This is a genomic window from Vibrio scophthalmi, assembly GCF_040869025.1.
Classification (GTDB): Bacteria; Pseudomonadota; Gammaproteobacteria; order Enterobacterales; family Vibrionaceae; genus Vibrio; species Vibrio scophthalmi.
This window is the reverse complement of sequence record NZ_CP134272.1, coordinates 99,483-114,099: the sequence shown is the minus strand read 5'-3', so window position 1 is coordinate 114,099 and position 14,617 is coordinate 99,483. Positions and strand designations below refer to the sequence as shown.

The 14,617-nt window shown below is 44.2% G+C and carries 15 protein-coding genes; 8 read left to right on the top strand and 7 right to left on the bottom strand.

Annotation, left to right across the window (positions count from 1 at the left end; genetic code table 11):
• Positions 1 to 59: 59 nt before the first annotated feature.
• Positions 60 to 440 carry a glycine cleavage system protein GcvH gene (gene gcvH, locus RJD38_RS15420; protein ID WP_005595311.1) on the bottom strand — a complete coding sequence of 127 codons (381 nt, stop codon included), beginning with the start codon at positions 438 to 440 and terminating at the stop codon, positions 60 to 62.
• 623 nt (positions 441 to 1,063) lie between these two features.
• On the opposite strand from gcvH, the gene RJD38_RS15415 reads away from it, so the two are divergent.
• The 4 genes from RJD38_RS15415 (at position 1,064) to RJD38_RS15400 (ending at position 5,118) form a co-directional block, all read left to right on the top strand.
• The gene (locus tag RJD38_RS15415; RefSeq protein WP_065546499.1) at positions 1,064 to 1,687 is read left to right on the top strand and encodes a helix-turn-helix domain-containing protein; all 624 of its coding nucleotides are present in this window, start codon (positions 1,064 to 1,066) and stop codon (positions 1,685 to 1,687) included.
• Between the two features lie 277 nt (positions 1,688 to 1,964).
• Positions 1,965 to 3,083 carry a glycine cleavage system aminomethyltransferase GcvT gene (gcvT, locus tag RJD38_RS15410; protein WP_065546498.1) on the top strand — a complete coding sequence of 373 codons (1,119 nt, stop codon included), beginning with the start codon at positions 1,965 to 1,967 and terminating at the stop codon, positions 3,081 to 3,083.
• A gap of 177 nt (positions 3,084 to 3,260) precedes the next feature.
• Positions 3,261 to 4,307, top strand: coding sequence for a S1 family peptidase (locus RJD38_RS15405; protein WP_065546497.1), 1,047 nt, complete (start codon positions 3,261 to 3,263; stop codon positions 4,305 to 4,307).
• 139 nt (positions 4,308 to 4,446) lie between these two features.
• The gene (locus RJD38_RS15400) at positions 4,447 to 5,118 is read left to right on the top strand and encodes a LuxR C-terminal-related transcriptional regulator (RefSeq protein WP_065546496.1); all 672 of its coding nucleotides are present in this window, start codon (positions 4,447 to 4,449) and stop codon (positions 5,116 to 5,118) included.
• 97 nt (positions 5,119 to 5,215) lie between these two features.
• Here the strand turns inward: RJD38_RS15400 and nadE are convergent, their stop codons facing one another.
• Positions 5,216 to 6,043: an ammonia-dependent NAD(+) synthetase gene (nadE, locus tag RJD38_RS15395; protein WP_005598299.1), complete on the bottom strand. Its 828-nt coding sequence runs from the start codon at positions 6,041 to 6,043 to the stop codon at positions 5,216 to 5,218.
• Positions 6,044 to 6,145: 102 nt separating this feature from the next.
• Between nadE and RJD38_RS15390 the strand changes: the two genes are divergently transcribed.
• Positions 6,146 to 6,658 carry a nicotinate-nicotinamide nucleotide adenylyltransferase gene (locus RJD38_RS15390; RefSeq protein ID WP_005598297.1) on the top strand — a complete coding sequence of 171 codons (513 nt, stop codon included), beginning with the start codon at positions 6,146 to 6,148 and terminating at the stop codon, positions 6,656 to 6,658.
• Positions 6,659 to 6,718: 60 nt separating this feature from the next.
• A complete protein-coding gene (locus RJD38_RS15385; protein WP_065546495.1) occupies positions 6,719 to 7,207 on the top strand; it encodes a hypothetical protein in 489 nt (162 codons plus the stop codon).
• Positions 7,208 to 7,243: 36 nt separating this feature from the next.
• Here RJD38_RS15385 and RJD38_RS15380 read toward each other — a convergent pair whose 3' ends face one another.
• Both RJD38_RS15380 and RJD38_RS15375 read right to left on the bottom strand, forming a co-directional pair.
• Positions 7,244 to 9,085, bottom strand: coding sequence for a putative bifunctional diguanylate cyclase/phosphodiesterase (locus RJD38_RS15380; protein ID WP_065546494.1), 1,842 nt, complete (start codon positions 9,083 to 9,085; stop codon positions 7,244 to 7,246).
• Between the two features lie 102 nt (positions 9,086 to 9,187).
• Positions 9,188 to 10,060, bottom strand: a complete 873-nt coding sequence (locus tag RJD38_RS15375; RefSeq protein ID WP_065546493.1) for a LysR family transcriptional regulator — start codon at positions 10,058 to 10,060, stop codon at positions 9,188 to 9,190.
• A 65-nt stretch (positions 10,061 to 10,125) separates the two neighbouring features.
• Between RJD38_RS15375 and RJD38_RS15370 the strand changes: the two genes are divergently transcribed.
• Positions 10,126 to 11,352 carry a multidrug effflux MFS transporter gene (locus RJD38_RS15370; protein WP_005598291.1) on the top strand — a complete coding sequence of 409 codons (1,227 nt, stop codon included), beginning with the start codon at positions 10,126 to 10,128 and terminating at the stop codon, positions 11,350 to 11,352.
• A gap of 114 nt (positions 11,353 to 11,466) precedes the next feature.
• Positions 11,467 to 11,817, top strand: coding sequence for a hypothetical protein (locus RJD38_RS15365; RefSeq protein WP_009385438.1), 351 nt, complete (start codon positions 11,467 to 11,469; stop codon positions 11,815 to 11,817).
• 86 nt (positions 11,818 to 11,903) lie between these two features.
• On the opposite strand, the gene RJD38_RS15360 is transcribed toward RJD38_RS15365, so the two are convergent.
• The 3 genes from RJD38_RS15360 to RJD38_RS15350 all read right to left on the bottom strand — a co-directional run bounded on the left by RJD38_RS15360 (position 11,904) and on the right by RJD38_RS15350 (position 14,563).
• Positions 11,904 to 12,518 carry a glutaredoxin domain-containing protein gene (locus tag RJD38_RS15360; protein ID WP_065546492.1) on the bottom strand — a complete coding sequence of 205 codons (615 nt, stop codon included), beginning with the start codon at positions 12,516 to 12,518 and terminating at the stop codon, positions 11,904 to 11,906.
• 130 nt (positions 12,519 to 12,648) lie between these two features.
• Positions 12,649 to 13,536, bottom strand: coding sequence for a DMT family transporter (locus RJD38_RS15355; protein ID WP_065546491.1), 888 nt, complete (start codon positions 13,534 to 13,536; stop codon positions 12,649 to 12,651).
• A 58-nt stretch (positions 13,537 to 13,594) separates the two neighbouring features.
• Positions 13,595 to 14,563 (bottom strand): DMT family transporter, encoded by a 969-nt coding sequence (locus tag RJD38_RS15350; RefSeq protein WP_065546490.1) that lies wholly within the window; start codon positions 14,561 to 14,563, stop codon positions 13,595 to 13,597.
• Between the last annotated feature and the right edge of the window lie 54 nt (positions 14,564 to 14,617).

The following is a 14,617-nucleotide window of genomic DNA, read 5'->3' as shown; positions in this document are numbered from 1 at the left end:
CATTAATACGAGCCTTTAAAAAAAGCCGCCCACTTTCATGGGCAGCTTTTGCTGATTTATTATTCTTCTTCGATAGAGCTTAAATATTCGTCTGCGTCTTTGAGATCGTTTAACTCTTCCGGATCAGACAATTTCACTTTGACGATCCAACCGCCTTCGTATGGTTCTTCGTTGATAAGCTCAGGACTGTCCTCAAGCTCCTCGTTCACTTCGATGATTTCACCGGTGACAGGCGCGTAGATGTCTGATGCGGCTTTCACTGATTCAACTAATGAGAAGTTTTCACCTGCATCGATTTCTGCTTCGACTTCAGGTAAGTCTACGAAAACAACATCACCAAGCATTTCTTGTGCATGCTCAGAGATGCCGATGGTTACAGTACCATCACCGTTATCACGCACCCATTCGTGGCTGTCTGTAAACTTGAGGGTTTTGTCCATTGCTTGATCTCCACATTTCATTTTTAGGTAAAAAGAGAGTGCTGGCAGATGTTATCTCATCTTTCTTCTTTACGTGTTAGGAAGGCCCTAAACACTCTGCACTTGCTTGCTACCATTGCGTCTAAATTATTACGTCTAAATTACTGAGTCTAAATTGTGCTACGCCAAAGCCGCGGCTTGTCTGTTTTGCTGAGCAAGTCTCTTTCAAGACGCTAATCAGCAAAACATCGCCTGACCTCATTATCGATCACAAGTCCGCATTGATCAGTTTGCATTACTTTAATGCGGATTTTTGAGTGACCGATCACTGAATTACGCTCTGTTTAGTCATGGCTTCTACGCTATGTTTATTTCGAATAAGGTGAGTGACCTCTTGGTGAACATCGAGCCTCTGATTCTGCCTTATTGAACGGTTACAAGCGCCTTGATTAAACGATTTTCAGCTAACATCTCGGTAACATAGCGGTTGATGTAAAAACAATCAACCCCAAAATTTCCTATAGGAAACATAGTTTCAGAATTTGTTAGCGACCCCACGATTGGTGAACTTTTATCCTTTTTTATTCTGAGGGCTTATTGCACAATGCAACGTCATACAGGATGTTTAATTCGCTGGGGGATGCATGGCGGAAGAGATTTATGATGAGTATCCATCATTAACACTAGCTAAAGAGAGCCAAGAGCAGACTATTGCGCCATTGAAGCTGGGAGTACGCATCAAAGAGATCCGCGCCCGCTTAGGTATTACCTTGGAAGAGGCTAGTCAGCGCACCGGGTTGGCACGTTCAACGTTAAGCAAAATTGAAAACGAGCAAATATCGCCAACCTTCCAGGCGATGCAAAAATTGGCCAACGGTTTGCAAATAGATATGCCGCAACTCTTTGAAGCGCCTGAGAAAAAGGTGGCGACGGGGCGCAGGGATATTACATTGCAAGGGCAAGGAAAACCGCACCCGACACAAACTTACGAGCATGAATTACTGGCCACGCAATTGCTCAACAAGAAGATGATGCCATTTAAAAGCCGTGTTCGTGCCCGTTCATTTGATGAATATAGCGATTGGGTTAGGCATGAAGGAGAGGAGTTTTTATTGATTCTTGCAGGCTCTGTTACCTTCTATTCCGAGTTCTATGAACCGGTTGCTTTGGGTGAGGGTGACAGTGTTTATTATGATGCCAATATGGGGCATATGCTGGTTTCAATCAGTGATGAAGATGCTCATATTCTTTGGGTAACCGCAAAATAAGCAGGTTGTTTCCAATTGGAAATACACATTGTAATCATGGATATCTTGAGCTGGCCTAAGCCAGCTCTTATTATTTTATGCCTCTTTGCATGGCAATGAATATGGCAACGAATGTTCGTAAAATGTTAAATGTCACACTTTGCATCTATGGGTAAATTTTAACCGTGCAAACTCACCACTATCATGTTTATTATCGGAAACAAGATTTCTTATAGGTTCCTGCTTAACTCGATCGCAGGAATCAGAAGTAGAACCAAACGGACATTTGGAGAGCCCCATGACTGAAGTGCTACTGACCACACCATTGCATGATTTGCATCTTGAAGCGGGGGCGAAAATGGTCCCTTTCGCCGGTTACGATATGCCAGTTCAATACAAGTTAGGCGTAAAAAAAGAACATTTACACACTCGTGAACAGGCAGGTTTATTTGATGTGTCACACATGGGGCAATTGCGTTTAAAAGGCGTGGATGCGGCAGCATTTCTTGAAACTTTAGTGCCAGTCGACATTATCGATTTACCGGTAGGCAATCAGCGTTATGCGTTTTTTACCAACGCTCAAGGCGGCATTATGGATGACTTGATGGTGGCCAACTTAGGTGACCATTTGTTTGTTGTCGTTAATGCGGCATGTAAAACGCAAGATATTGCTCATCTACAACATCATCTTCCGCAAGGGGTTGAGCTTGAGGTGATTGAAGATCGTGCCCTACTTGCATTGCAAGGGCCTAAAGCGGTGAATGTTTTACAGCGTTTACAACCTGCAGTGGCAGAGATGATCTTTATGGATGTCGGTCAGTATTCTTTGCTCGGTGTGGATTGCCTCATTTCTCGCAGTGGTTACACCGGTGAAGATGGCTATGAAATATCGGTGCCAGCTGAACATGCGAAAGCATTAGCACAAGCATTACTTGCCGAAGAGGAAGTGGAGTGGATTGGGCTTGGTGCTCGTGACTCTTTACGTCTTGAGTGCGGTTTGTGCCTGTATGGCCATGATTTGGATGAAACCACTAGCCCTGTCGAAGCGAGTTTATTATGGGGTATTCAAAAGGTACGTCGCTCTGGTGAAGCGCGTGCTGGTGGTTTCCCGGGGGCAGACATTATTCTTACTCAGATTGAAACAAAGCAAGTTGCGCGCAAACGCGTGGGGTTAGTTGGAGAAACCAAAGCGCCAGTGCGCGAAGGTTGTGAGTTGTTTGATGCTGATGGCCAGCGAATTGGTAATGTGACTAGCGGAACGGCAGGCCCTTCAGCAGGTAAGCCAGTTTCGATGGGGTATGTGAGCGCCGATCTCGCCACTGTCGGCACACAAGTTTTCGCTGAAGTTCGCGGAAAGATGCTACCGATGACGATCGAAAAGATGCCATTTGTTCCACAAAGGTATTTCCGAGGCTAATTGAAGCAATCCAATCCAAAAGCGCAATATGTAACACAGAGTAATTGTTAAGTTATAGATTTAGATTTGTACCTCATGATCTATATTTTATGTAATACCTGTGCATTTAAATTAAGTGGAAGGTGTTAGGGTAGCAATGCTTTGGAAAGGTGTGAATTGGTAGGAAGGAAGTAACTAATGCGGAAGTTAATTTTAGTCACGGCGTTAGCTTTAAGTCATTACGCTCATAGCGTTGAAGTTTCACCTTATATCATTAATGGTTCTAGTGTTGATATCAATAACTATCCCAGCTTTGCAAGCTTGTTCTATGAAGACCTTGCTGGTGCTCATAGTACAAGCTTTTGTGGTGCAACTGTTCTTAACAGTGAGTATGTGTTGACAGCAGCACATTGTATTGTCGGTAATGCAAATCTCGACAAAGTCACGGTTGTGTCTCAATTAGTTGATGAAACAAATTATGTTGCGGGCGCACCGATAAGGGTGAGTGACTTTTTTGTATCTGAGACTTACATTGACTCTTCAAGCCAACTTTGGCCAGATGATATTGCGATTTTGAAGCTTGAAACGCCATTAGCGACAAGTGACTTTCTGGATAATCTCAACTTTAGTTATCAAGGAGATTTTCCTGCCGATGAAAGGTATGTCACGATTGGACACGGTTTAGTTTACAACAGTTTAGAAGGTGAGTATCAGAATGAAAATGAGCTGTTAGAAACAACGTTAAGGCCACTGACTGTCAATCAATGTCGAGCCATTTGGGGAAGTAACTTTACAGATAAGCAGATTTGTTTTGATGGCGTTTTGCCTGATGGAATTCTACAGAATGCCCCCTGTGATGGAGATTCAGGGGGCCCCGTCTATTGGTTTACGAATGGTAATTATGTGCAAGTGGGCATTACAAGCTTTGGCTTGGCAAAATGTGGTGATGGGGCTTTAAATAGCCAAGTAACCTCTGCATTTACAAATGTTGCGCGCTATGAAAACTGGATAAAAAGTGTATTGAGCGGAACTGTTTCGGCAAAGTACAGTGTTGTCACTACAAATGGACAGCGCATTTTGGTTGATCCATCTTCGCCAACAGCCATTTCGCCGACAAGTTCGGATAGCTCCGGAGGAAATGTTTCTGTCATTTCTTTGTTAGGACTTTTGTTTATATCGCTTATGCGACATTGCAGCCGCGTGCATATGAGTTGTTCAAGTAATCACCTACGTTCTCAAAATTAAGATGATCGTCGTAACCTAATGAAATTGTTGCTTAAATTATTCATATCTGAAGAAGTGTGAACTGGGTTAATGTTGACTATTTGTTTCTAAACGATAGTTTTACATTATAAAAGCCAGAGCACAGTGTGGAGAAACGAATATGAGCGCCAACAGTACCTATAACATTACCTTGTTATCTGACATCAGCATGCAGTCGAAGTTGTTTAAGGATTCATTAGAGCGTGGCATTGAGTTAGAGGTGCGTTTAGTTTCTCTTGACGACTTGAGCGTTGGATCTGAGAGCAATAATTCGTTGCTCGGTGACTATGTATTGATTGATTTTAATTATCTCAATGATTCTAATTTTGAAATCTATAATCAAGCTCGGCTGTCGGCCAATAGTAATGCGAAAGAGATCGTGATCAATTGTCCGAAAGAGGTCGCATCATCGCAATTGTTTAAATGGCGTAATCTTGTTGGTGTGTTTTATGTTGAAGATGACATTAGCCTGCTGCTCAAAGGTATGGAAAAAGTCATGCAAGATGAGATGTGGTTATCACGTAAGGTCGCACAAGATTATATCGAACATTTCCGTTGTGCGAATACGGTAACGACATCGCAAGTGTATGCCAACTTAACCAAACGTGAGAAAGAGATCATGCGTTTGTTAGGTCATGGGGCATCTAACCTCCAAATTGCCGATGAGCTGTTTGTCAGTGAGAACACCGTTAAAACACACTTGCACAATATCTTTAAGAAAATAAACGCTAAGAATCGACTACAGGCGTTGCTATGGGCAAACAACAATATCGCCTTGGAAGAGCGCGTGTAGAATGTTACTTGGGATGAAAGAAGGGAGCCAGCGGCTCCCTTTTTGTTTACCTGGCTAAAAATCGTCGCACTTGCTTTCGCTTAGCCTTAATTTAGCGTTAGTCGTAAATGGTCGGAATAGGCTGACGTTTATGTTGCGTCGTGCGATATATGTGTACGAGACGATCAGAGGCTTCCTGAGAAACGGTTTTGCCTTCCAAGAAGTCGTCAATCTGCTCATAAGTCAGGTTCAACGCATCTTCATCGGCTTTTTGTGGTGCGAGTTCTTCTAAATCGGCAGTCGGTACTTTCTTAACTAACTGCTCAGGAGCACCGAGTGTGGCGGCAACTTCACGGACTTGACGTTTATTCAAACCAAACAGAGGCGCGAGATCGCAAGCACCATCACCAAACTTGGTATAGAAACCGGTGATGTTCTCCGCTGAATGATCCGTACCAAGCACTAAGCCACCAACAAAACCGGCAATTTCGTACTGGGCAATCATGCGTGCACGCGCTTTTACATTGCCTTTGATGAAGTCTACTTTAGCAGGATCTTGTGGGATCAGCCCCGTATTTTCAAGACCAACCAGAGAGGCGGCATGCAGGCCATCTGCGCCTTCTTTAATGTTGACGGAAACGGAGTGGCTTGGTTGGATGAATTGTAGAGCAAGTTGCGCTTCGTCTTCATCCTTTTGCTCGCCATAAGGCAATCTCACTGCAACAAATTGATAGCCGCCACCGCTCTGGTCATTTAGCTCATCCACCGCAATTTGGGCAAGTCGGCCACAGGTCGTGGAGTCTACGCCGCCACTGATACCGAGAACCAGCGCTTTGCAGCCAGAATCTGTTAATTTACGTTTGATAAAATCGACGCGACGGGTGATTTCAAAATGAGGGTCAATCGATGGTAAGACGCGCATTTCATCGCGAATCAACTGTTCCATTAGTTTTCTTCCTGCAGCAAGGTTGTTTATCGTAGTATCATACCTAAAACCAATAAATAGAAAACCGAGAACACGGATTTCCGCCCATTCAAGGTAAAAATTATGAAAATCGCCGTATTTGGCAGCGCATTCAACCCACCCAGTTTAGGTCACAAGAGTGTTATAGAATCACTCTCGCATTTCGACCGTGTTTTACTGCTTCCAAGCATCGCGCATGCTTGGGGAAAAGAGATGCTGGATTATGCGTTACGAATTCAATTGGTCGATGCTTTTATCGTCGATTTGAATATGACGAATGTCGAGCGCTGCACGATTGAAGAAACATTATTGGATCGAGCACAATCATCGGTAACGACCTATGCCGTACTTGAGGCATTGCAAGTTGAAAACCCTACAGCTGAACTTACGTTCGTGATCGGGCCTGACAATTTTTTCAATTTTGCTAAGTTCTATAACGCTGAAGAAATCGTTCGTCGTTGGTCGGTCATGGCATGCCCAGAGAAGGTTGCGATTCGCAGTACCGACATTCGCACTTTGTTGGCAGATGGAAAGAAAATTAATCACTTAACAACCCCAAATGTTTGCGCTATGTTAGTTGAAAATAACTATTACTAACTTATCTATCAGTATTGTTCATCAGTTAATCAAAGACGAGGTGAATGTATTGAGGTGCTTATGGCTAAGAAAAGCGTTTTGCTTGTTTTTGGTCTGTTTTCAGCTTCTGCTTATGCTTGCATTGAAAATAACCAAGGAGTCAGTATTGGAGCTGACTCAACAACACACGATCTCGATCGTGAGCTGTGTTCTCCCATGCTTGGGGAGAGCGTTTATCCAGTAAATCAAATAACTCCCCCCCTATTGCTGGTGAAGGAAAAATATAACCAATCCAACTATTGGTCTGATTGGGTGTTGAAAACCGAATCCAATCCGGTGTTAACGCAAAACTTCGCAGATAACTATTTTGGTGTGGGATGGTGGTCCCCTGAAGATAATGTTCTTCAAGGTGATGAACAGACCACGGAAGAGTGGTTAATGAATCACGGTCTAATGTTTAGCGTTGGTTTTGGCGATAAAACCATTGGTCAGCCTCGGTTTAGACTCGACTATCTTTGGCACGACGAAGATCAAGATAATGTCATGATGCAAATTGAAGTGCCGTTTTAGTGGCACTTTATTTCTCTCCTATTGCAACATAGGCAGCTAATTAGAAATAGTCTTTGGTTGCATTAAACACAGATTTGAGTAGTAGCTGATAATATTGAGCGGGATCTCAGGTTTCGAGAAGTAATAACCTTGTATTTGTGTACACCCCATATCACTGAGCTTTTGTAGCGCGTCTTCACTTTCTACCCCTTCTGCCACTAAATTCACTTCAAGCTGTTGTGCAAGTTGTACTATTAAACAAACAACGTGTTCAGCTGTTTCGTTACACAGCATATTTTTAATGAAAGTCGCATCGATCTTAATCGTATCGATAGGGTAGCTATGGATGTAATTTAAGCTTGAGTAACCCGTACCGAAATCGTCAAGAGCAATAGTAAACCCCTGATTGCGAAGTTTATCTAATATGTATCGGACTTCATTGGTTTGCGATAGCAGCACTGTTTCAGTGAGCTCTATGGTGAATTCTCTCGGCTCGAAGTGAAAGCGTGAAATGGTGGTTGTAAGATGGCGCATATAGCGCGAGGAGTCACTCAGTTCGTGCGCTGAGCAATTCAGGCTAAGGCGAACTTTATAACCGAGGCCTTTCTCTAATTCCCATTTTGCATGACAAGCCAATTCAACGATACGCTCACCCAATTCAATGATCAAACCGGACTGTTCTGCAGCTTCAATAAACTCCATTGGTGAGACCACGCCAAGCGTTTCGCTGTTCCAGCGAGCCAGTACTTCAAAATAATCCCACGTCGGCGAATTTAATGAAACGATAGGTTGCACTGCGACATAAATTTCCCCCCCTTTACTAGAGGTTCGATCAAGTTCGTTGCGCAGAGCGTCAATCACCATGGTACGACGGTAATACTGAGCACTGAGGTGGGTATCGTAGCTTTGCACTTTGCTGTTGCGAGTTTGCTTGCAATCTTTTAAGGCCAGTGAGGCATTTAATATCAATTGGTCTGAAGTCAATCGTTGGTCAGAGGTGCGAGCAAGACCAATGCTGACACTAATTTTAATCGTATGTGATGGGTCAACATAGCCTTCATTTAAGCGTGAAATCAAGGTTTGGCAGATGGCCAATGGGTCGCTAGAGAAGGTGACAAATGCGAACTCGTCCCCTGCGATACGGTAGGCTTGATGGTCTTCTGGGACCGCAAATTCAACGGCTCTTGCGACAAATTTAATCACTTGGTCGCCAATGTAGTTGCCGTATAGGTCGTTGATCGATTTGAAATTGTCAATGTCGATATAGGCGAGTGTTAAAGGTTCAGCTCGTGTTTCGATGATATGTTCGAGCGAATTAGACAAGTAACTGCGATTGAGTAGGCCAGTGAGATTGTCGTGAGAGACTTCGTGGCTGAGTTGATGAACCAGCGTGTCGGAGCGAGCAGAAAGCCATTTTGATCTCAAGCTGTGAACGATAATATTGGCAAATAATAGATGGCAATCAATCAGATTTTGATTGTGAATGGTTTGCTTGGTGAAAGTAGAAAGCAGGATGCCCAAGATATCACCAGCACGATTACGTAACGGAACGCCTAGATAGGCCTCGACGCCATTATCAATCAGGTAAGTGTCTTGTGGAAACTGCTTTGAAACACCTTGTTCAAACAAATAAAAGAGTTTGTCTGATTTACTAACAACATCACAAGGTGTTCCCGCCAAAGAATAGCTAAATTGTTGTTGGATCTGTTTTTCGCAGGCAAAGGAGAGGGTATGCGCAGTAAAGTTCACCTTGTCTATTTCGATGACACAACAACATTGACTGTTAAATGCTTTATGCAATGTCAATGTGACCCGATGGAGTAGTTCTGGTCCATCAAGTGCCATAATTTGGTTGAGTTCATCAATGTTAATTACGTCGGGTTTGTTATCCTTAGCCATGACGAATGCTCCTTATTTGTGTGATTCTGGTCACTTATTGACAGAGTTCGCATCGTTAAATATGGTACATGGCGCATATGTTTGCAAATAAGGCGTATCAATTTAGGCTAGGCGTGATTTTAAGTAATCGAGAAACAATTGAGTTCGGGTATTTTTGTAATCTAACTTAGGATGATAAGCATAGACCGTTGCCTCATCGGCGGTGATGTCAGGTAGGATACGTTTTAACGTGCCGAGTTTGAGTTCTTCTTTGATCATGACATCGTTGGTTAGCAATATTCCCATCCCAGCTTTAGCTGCATAGAAGAGCGCCTCTGGGTTGGTGGTGGCAAAGTTGCCCGAGAGCAGAATTCGTTGCCCCTTTGAGAGCTTCACCTCACGCTGCGGGTTTTCCCCCCAATTGAGCATATTGTGTAAGCTCAAATCTTGCACCGTTTTTGGCTCACCATGGCGACCGAGATAGAGGGGTGAAGCGTAAAATCCGGCTTTGTGTTCAAAAAGACGGGTAGCGATAAAGCTCAGAGAATTTAATTGTTCAATTTCACGGCTAATGAACAGATCTAAGCTGAGTGCTGGTAGTTGCCCTGGAGTGGTGGTGGTTAGCTGGATTCGAATATCAGGGTAGAGAGAGAGAAAATCATCCAGATATTGGACAAGAAATTTCGAACCCACCGCAAGCGTCGCTCCAATCTTGAGAAGCCCTGCAGGAGATTGGTCAATGGAGCGCGTTTCATCAACAATCGATTGCCAACCGTCTAATTGTACTTTTGCGCGTTCGTAAAACAGCGCGCCTGCTTCAGTTTGTGAGACTGAGCGCGTGGTACGTTTTAGAAGTTGCACGCCAATACGCTCTTCAAGCCAATGAATGCGCTTACTCACAGCTGAGCTGGTGGTGTTTAAACGCCTCGCTGCGCCGTTGAAGCTGCCCTCATCTACGACCAAAATGTAGCTTTTTACGTTCTGTAGCCAGTCCATGGTATGACCTTATTATTAAATCTCTATAGGAACTAATTAGTTTCCTTTTTAGAGTATTATCATTTATGAGTTTACAATTTAAACTCAATCGCATGAAAAGCAAGCAAACTTCCCCTTTTAATAAAATTCCTCTATTGCTGGCGATGATGATCATCGCGACCGGCCAAGTAGGCGTGTCCATTTATTTACCTGCACTGCCTCACATCAGCCAATCGCTATCAGTCGATCAAGCTGATGTTCAGCTGTTAGTTACCCTATTCTTGGTTGGCTTTGGTGGTTCACAGCTCTTCTATGGCCCGCTCTCGGATGCGATTGGTCGACGGCCGGTTTTCATTTTTGGGCAGGGGATCTATTTGCTCGGTACGATCGTCTGCTTACTGTTTATCGACAATCTATACTGGCTGGCATTTGGCCGTCTGTTGCAAGGCTTAGGGTCGGGGAGTGCTTCGGTATTGGGACGGAGTGTACTGCGTGATAGCTACGATGGTGCTCATCTAACCAAAGCCTTTGCCTATATTTCGGTCACAGCTTCAGTGATCCCCATTTTTGCCCCAGTATTGGGTGGTTGGATTACCTATCAGTTTGGTTGGCAAGCGGTATTCATTTTTGTTTTCATTTATTTAGCTGCAATTTATTTACTCGGTATTTTTATCCTACCGGAAACTCTGCCCTATGAGGCGAGTCGTTTCAATTTGCTGGCTGTGATGAAAAACTATCGTCGCTTGATGACCAATCGACAAGTGATCTCCAGCGCCAGTTACAATTGGTTAAGCTATCTAGCCTCGCTCGTTTCGTTGTCTGTCTTACCGTTTATTTTGCAACAAAACTTAGGTTTATCTGCGGCGCAGTATGGTTCGATCATGATCGTGCCTTCTGTGGGGCTTATGTGTGGTAGTTTGGCGCTCAACGTGTTGAACCGTTTTTTGAGTCGTTCTCAGCTACTCGCTATTGCGATCACTATCATTGCGTTATCAGGGCTTTGGTTGCTCAGTTTTGAAATGACACTATTCCACTTAGTCTGGGCGTTTAGTTGGCTCAGCTTTGCGCAAGGGATGTCATTTCCAATCTCCATTAGTATGTTGCTTGAGCCACATAAGAAACAAGCTGGGGCGGTATCGGCGCTATCTGGATCGGTTCAGATGGGAATATCAGGTATATTTGGCGGCTACTTGGTGCAGTACTGGGTGCATACTCAAATTGGATTAGGGCTATTCTACCTATTGATAGCGGTGGTAATGGCGGCAGTATTAATGTCTCAAAAATCTATATTCTATACAGAACAACAGGCGTAGATCGTTTGTTGTCATTGCATAAGGTTATGGAATACGAGAACTGAATATCGCCAAAATGAGCGCATGAGGTTACAATGCCCGCCATTCGCGTTATCAACACCATTGGGTGACATTATGGAACATAAAGAGTTTGAAGAACTGGTCAAAGCAGCCAGTCAGCAAGAAGCTTTGCCACAAGCATTAGCAATTTTAAAAGCCAGTGAAGATCAAGAAGTTGCAGAAGCAGCTGCGTCACTTGCTGGTCAGTTCTCTTTGGCTGAAGTCGATGGTGAAAAGCGCATTTACCATGTAACGACTCACGAAGATGAGCAAGGCGAAGAACAAGAGTTCGTAGAGCATGTGATGAATGAAGGCGACGAAGTGATTCGCTTTGTTGCTTGGTTCTTCGATGCCATGTTTGAAGTAAAACGCAAAGATACCTATCAAGCAGCAGGTAAAACTTACCTACAGCCTAAACGTAGCTAATTCCGCGTATCATTGAATGTAAAAGCCCCAGCATGTGATGTGCTGGGGCTTTTTATTTTGAAGATTCAGATCTGTGAAAGTGAGGCTTAACCTTGGTTTGCTTCAAGATTGATGACATTGTCAGGCACTGTATTGAGTCCTTTTTCCTCAATCCACGCTTGTAGATTATCCGCACCACCAATGTAATGACCATTGAGCCAAATTTGCGGCACAGTGACAGGTGTTTTTAGCCCGATAATCGCTTTTACTTCCGGGATCATGCGGTACAGTGCTGCACTGTCTTTCACCACATCATAGTATTGATACTGGATGCCTGCTTCATCGAGTAGCTTTTTCGCTTTCACACAATATGGGCAAGTGGCTTTACCATAAACAATATTCCCTTTTAAGGTATCGCGCTTGGTCCATTGTTCAATTACGGATTGAATCAATACACCGCGGTTTAAGGCTTCACCTTGGCTGACGACCTTGCCTTCAACCACTAAAATTGGTGCATGCCATGAACCGAGTTTGAGTGGCTCCCACCAATGAGATAACCAATCTTTCACTTCTAGCTCAATCGGAATACCAGCCAATTCATTGTCAAAAGTATCTTGTAAGATATCTTTTGTCAGGGTGCATTCCCCACACGGAATGTTGACCTTAAAAGGTCCCCAGCTACCCGCCCAGCGATAGAGCGTTATTTTAATTGGTTGTGTCATTATCATCTCCCGAATTGAGCCAAGCGGTTGGGAAAGCGTCTTTGTTTCAGCGCCTTTGTTTAAGCGTAGAAGGAAACCCAAACCATTTCAGTTATTAAGAACGGTGAAAGGGAAGATTAATTTCAACAACTCAACGTTTTTTACGAAATTTCTTACTTTCCCATTGGGTAATAAAGGCAACAGAGGCGATGATGATAAACGCGCCTAGCCATAAACGACCTGGTGGTACCCAACCAAAAACAATCCAGCCAGCTAACACGTTCAGTGGTAGCTTAGCGTGGTCAAATGGTTGTACAAAAGAGGCATCAGCCACCGCGTACGCTTTTACAATTGCCCACTGCGCGAGTGCTGTGGCGATACCGGCAGCGATCAAAATCAGCCATACATTAAGACCACTTGGCATTTGCCAATCAGGCAGTGCGAGTAAGATGTTAAATGGCGTAATTAAAATCAGCAAATAGACCACCATTGTCGAGGGTGAATCGTTCGCAGAGAGTTTTTTCACCATCAAAGAGTAGCAAGCCCAAAAGAAGGCGGCACCAACAGGTAACAATGTTGCCCAGTTAAAGTCGTCGCCCCACGGCTCAAGGATGATCATTGCACCAATGAAACCTGTAATGGTGGCTCCCCAACGAGCAGCGCCAACGTTTTCTTTGAGCAAAAGACCTGAGCCAATAGTGGCGAACAGAGGCGAGGTCATCAATAACGCGATGCCTTGCCAAATAGGCACAGGGTAAGCAAGTGCCCACAGCCACAGTTGAATACCAATCACCGATAAAAACACGCGGAAAATATGTAAACCAAGCTTGTCTGTTTTAAGAGACTGACGAATACCTAACGTTTTTAAGTAAGGCAAAATCGCGACCAATGCGATGGCGTATTGGATCAAGGCAACGGTCGTTGACGATAAGCCAAAATTGATACTGGCGACTTGTGCAAGGCTATTGACGATCGCGAAGGATAGTCCCGCAGTAAGCATCCAACTTGCGCCTTGGATTGGGTGATGATTGTGACTCATAAAAATTAGGTACTCGAAAAAGGTGGCTGAATCATACGACTTTCTTTACAGGCTTACCTTACTTTTTTGTCCGATTTATCATGACAACAGAGAATATGACTAAGCCCATACCGATTGCGTGCCAAACGGTGAACAATTCCCCTAAAATCAGCACCGCACCAGCCGCGGTGATGGCGGGCCCAAGATTATTGGTTAAGCTCAATTCGGTCGGCGAGAGACGCGCCATCGCAGCGGCGACAAAGTAAGAAGGCAGCACTGTACAAAATAGTCCCAGAGCGACGCCAATACCAATTAGCTCCACTGACCAAGTACGAATATCGGCGCCATTGAAATAGAGATGAATTAGGATCGCTATACCCGCACAGCCCATACCGACACTGGTAAACAAGGAACTCCCTAAAGCTCCTATCAGCGGCTTGCTGGCAACCAGATAAATGGCAAATACAAACGCTGAGCTAACGGCAAGCAGCGCCCCTAAACCCACCGAGCTTCCAAGGTTTTGGAAGTCCTGCACTAAGATTAGCGCGGTTCCGGTGTAGCCAACGAAGGTTGCCGCAACGACGGTTCGTGTTGGTGGCTGCCCATAGAACACCCAACTGATAAGTACAACAAAAGAAGGGAATAGGAAGATAAGCAAGCGTTCTAGTTGGGCAGAAATATAAGATAATGCGGAAATATCAAGAAAGCTGGCCATGTAATAGCCCAACACGCCAATCATCGCCGCTTTAAAGCCATGAGAACGCAACTTCATACGCGTAGTCTGCTTACGGCATAGAAAAACCAAAGTCACAAGGTAGAAAGGCAACGAGCTAAAGGCCCGCAAAGCCATGATTGAAGTGGCATCGCCGCCCGCTTGATAAGCGAGTTTGACAAAAATCGGTTTGAGTGAAAAAAGGACACAACCGACTAAAGCAAACAGAAGTCCAGTCTGATATTGGGACGAAAACGCTGACAAATGGTGTGATGGCGTATTGGTCGCAACGGACCTTGCTTTTGATTCGCGAGTAGACTCACTGGTATCGCTCATGGGATCGTATCCTTACCGTTATAAAAAATTGATAAGTAATCAAAAATAACAAGG

Coding starts and splice junctions, on each gene's coding strand:
- gcvH (WP_005595311.1), bottom strand. CDS start 440: ATGGACAAAACCCTCAAGTTTACAGACAGCCACGAATGGGTGCGTGAT.
- RJD38_RS15415 (WP_065546499.1), top strand. CDS start 1,064: ATGGCGGAAGAGATTTATGATGAGTATCCATCATTAACACTAGCTAAA.
- gcvT (WP_065546498.1), top strand. CDS start 1,965: ATGACTGAAGTGCTACTGACCACACCATTGCATGATTTGCATCTTGAA.
- RJD38_RS15405 (WP_065546497.1), top strand. CDS start 3,261: ATGCGGAAGTTAATTTTAGTCACGGCGTTAGCTTTAAGTCATTACGCT.
- RJD38_RS15400 (WP_065546496.1), top strand. CDS start 4,447: ATGAGCGCCAACAGTACCTATAACATTACCTTGTTATCTGACATCAGC.
- nadE (WP_005598299.1), bottom strand. CDS start 6,043: ATGGAACAGTTGATTCGCGATGAAATGCGCGTCTTACCATCGATTGAC.
- RJD38_RS15390 (WP_005598297.1), top strand. CDS start 6,146: ATGAAAATCGCCGTATTTGGCAGCGCATTCAACCCACCCAGTTTAGGT.
- RJD38_RS15385 (WP_065546495.1), top strand. CDS start 6,719: ATGGCTAAGAAAAGCGTTTTGCTTGTTTTTGGTCTGTTTTCAGCTTCT.
- RJD38_RS15380 (WP_065546494.1), bottom strand. CDS start 9,085: ATGGCTAAGGATAACAAACCCGACGTAATTAACATTGATGAACTCAAC.
- RJD38_RS15375 (WP_065546493.1), bottom strand. CDS start 10,060: ATGGACTGGCTACAGAACGTAAAAAGCTACATTTTGGTCGTAGATGAG.
- RJD38_RS15370 (WP_005598291.1), top strand. CDS start 10,126: ATGAGTTTACAATTTAAACTCAATCGCATGAAAAGCAAGCAAACTTCC.
- RJD38_RS15365 (WP_009385438.1), top strand. CDS start 11,467: ATGGAACATAAAGAGTTTGAAGAACTGGTCAAAGCAGCCAGTCAGCAA.
- RJD38_RS15360 (WP_065546492.1), bottom strand. CDS start 12,518: ATGACACAACCAATTAAAATAACGCTCTATCGCTGGGCGGGTAGCTGG.
- RJD38_RS15355 (WP_065546491.1), bottom strand. CDS start 13,536: ATGAGTCACAATCATCACCCAATCCAAGGCGCAAGTTGGATGCTTACT.
- RJD38_RS15350 (WP_065546490.1), bottom strand. CDS start 14,563: ATGAGCGATACCAGTGAGTCTACTCGCGAATCAAAAGCAAGGTCCGTT.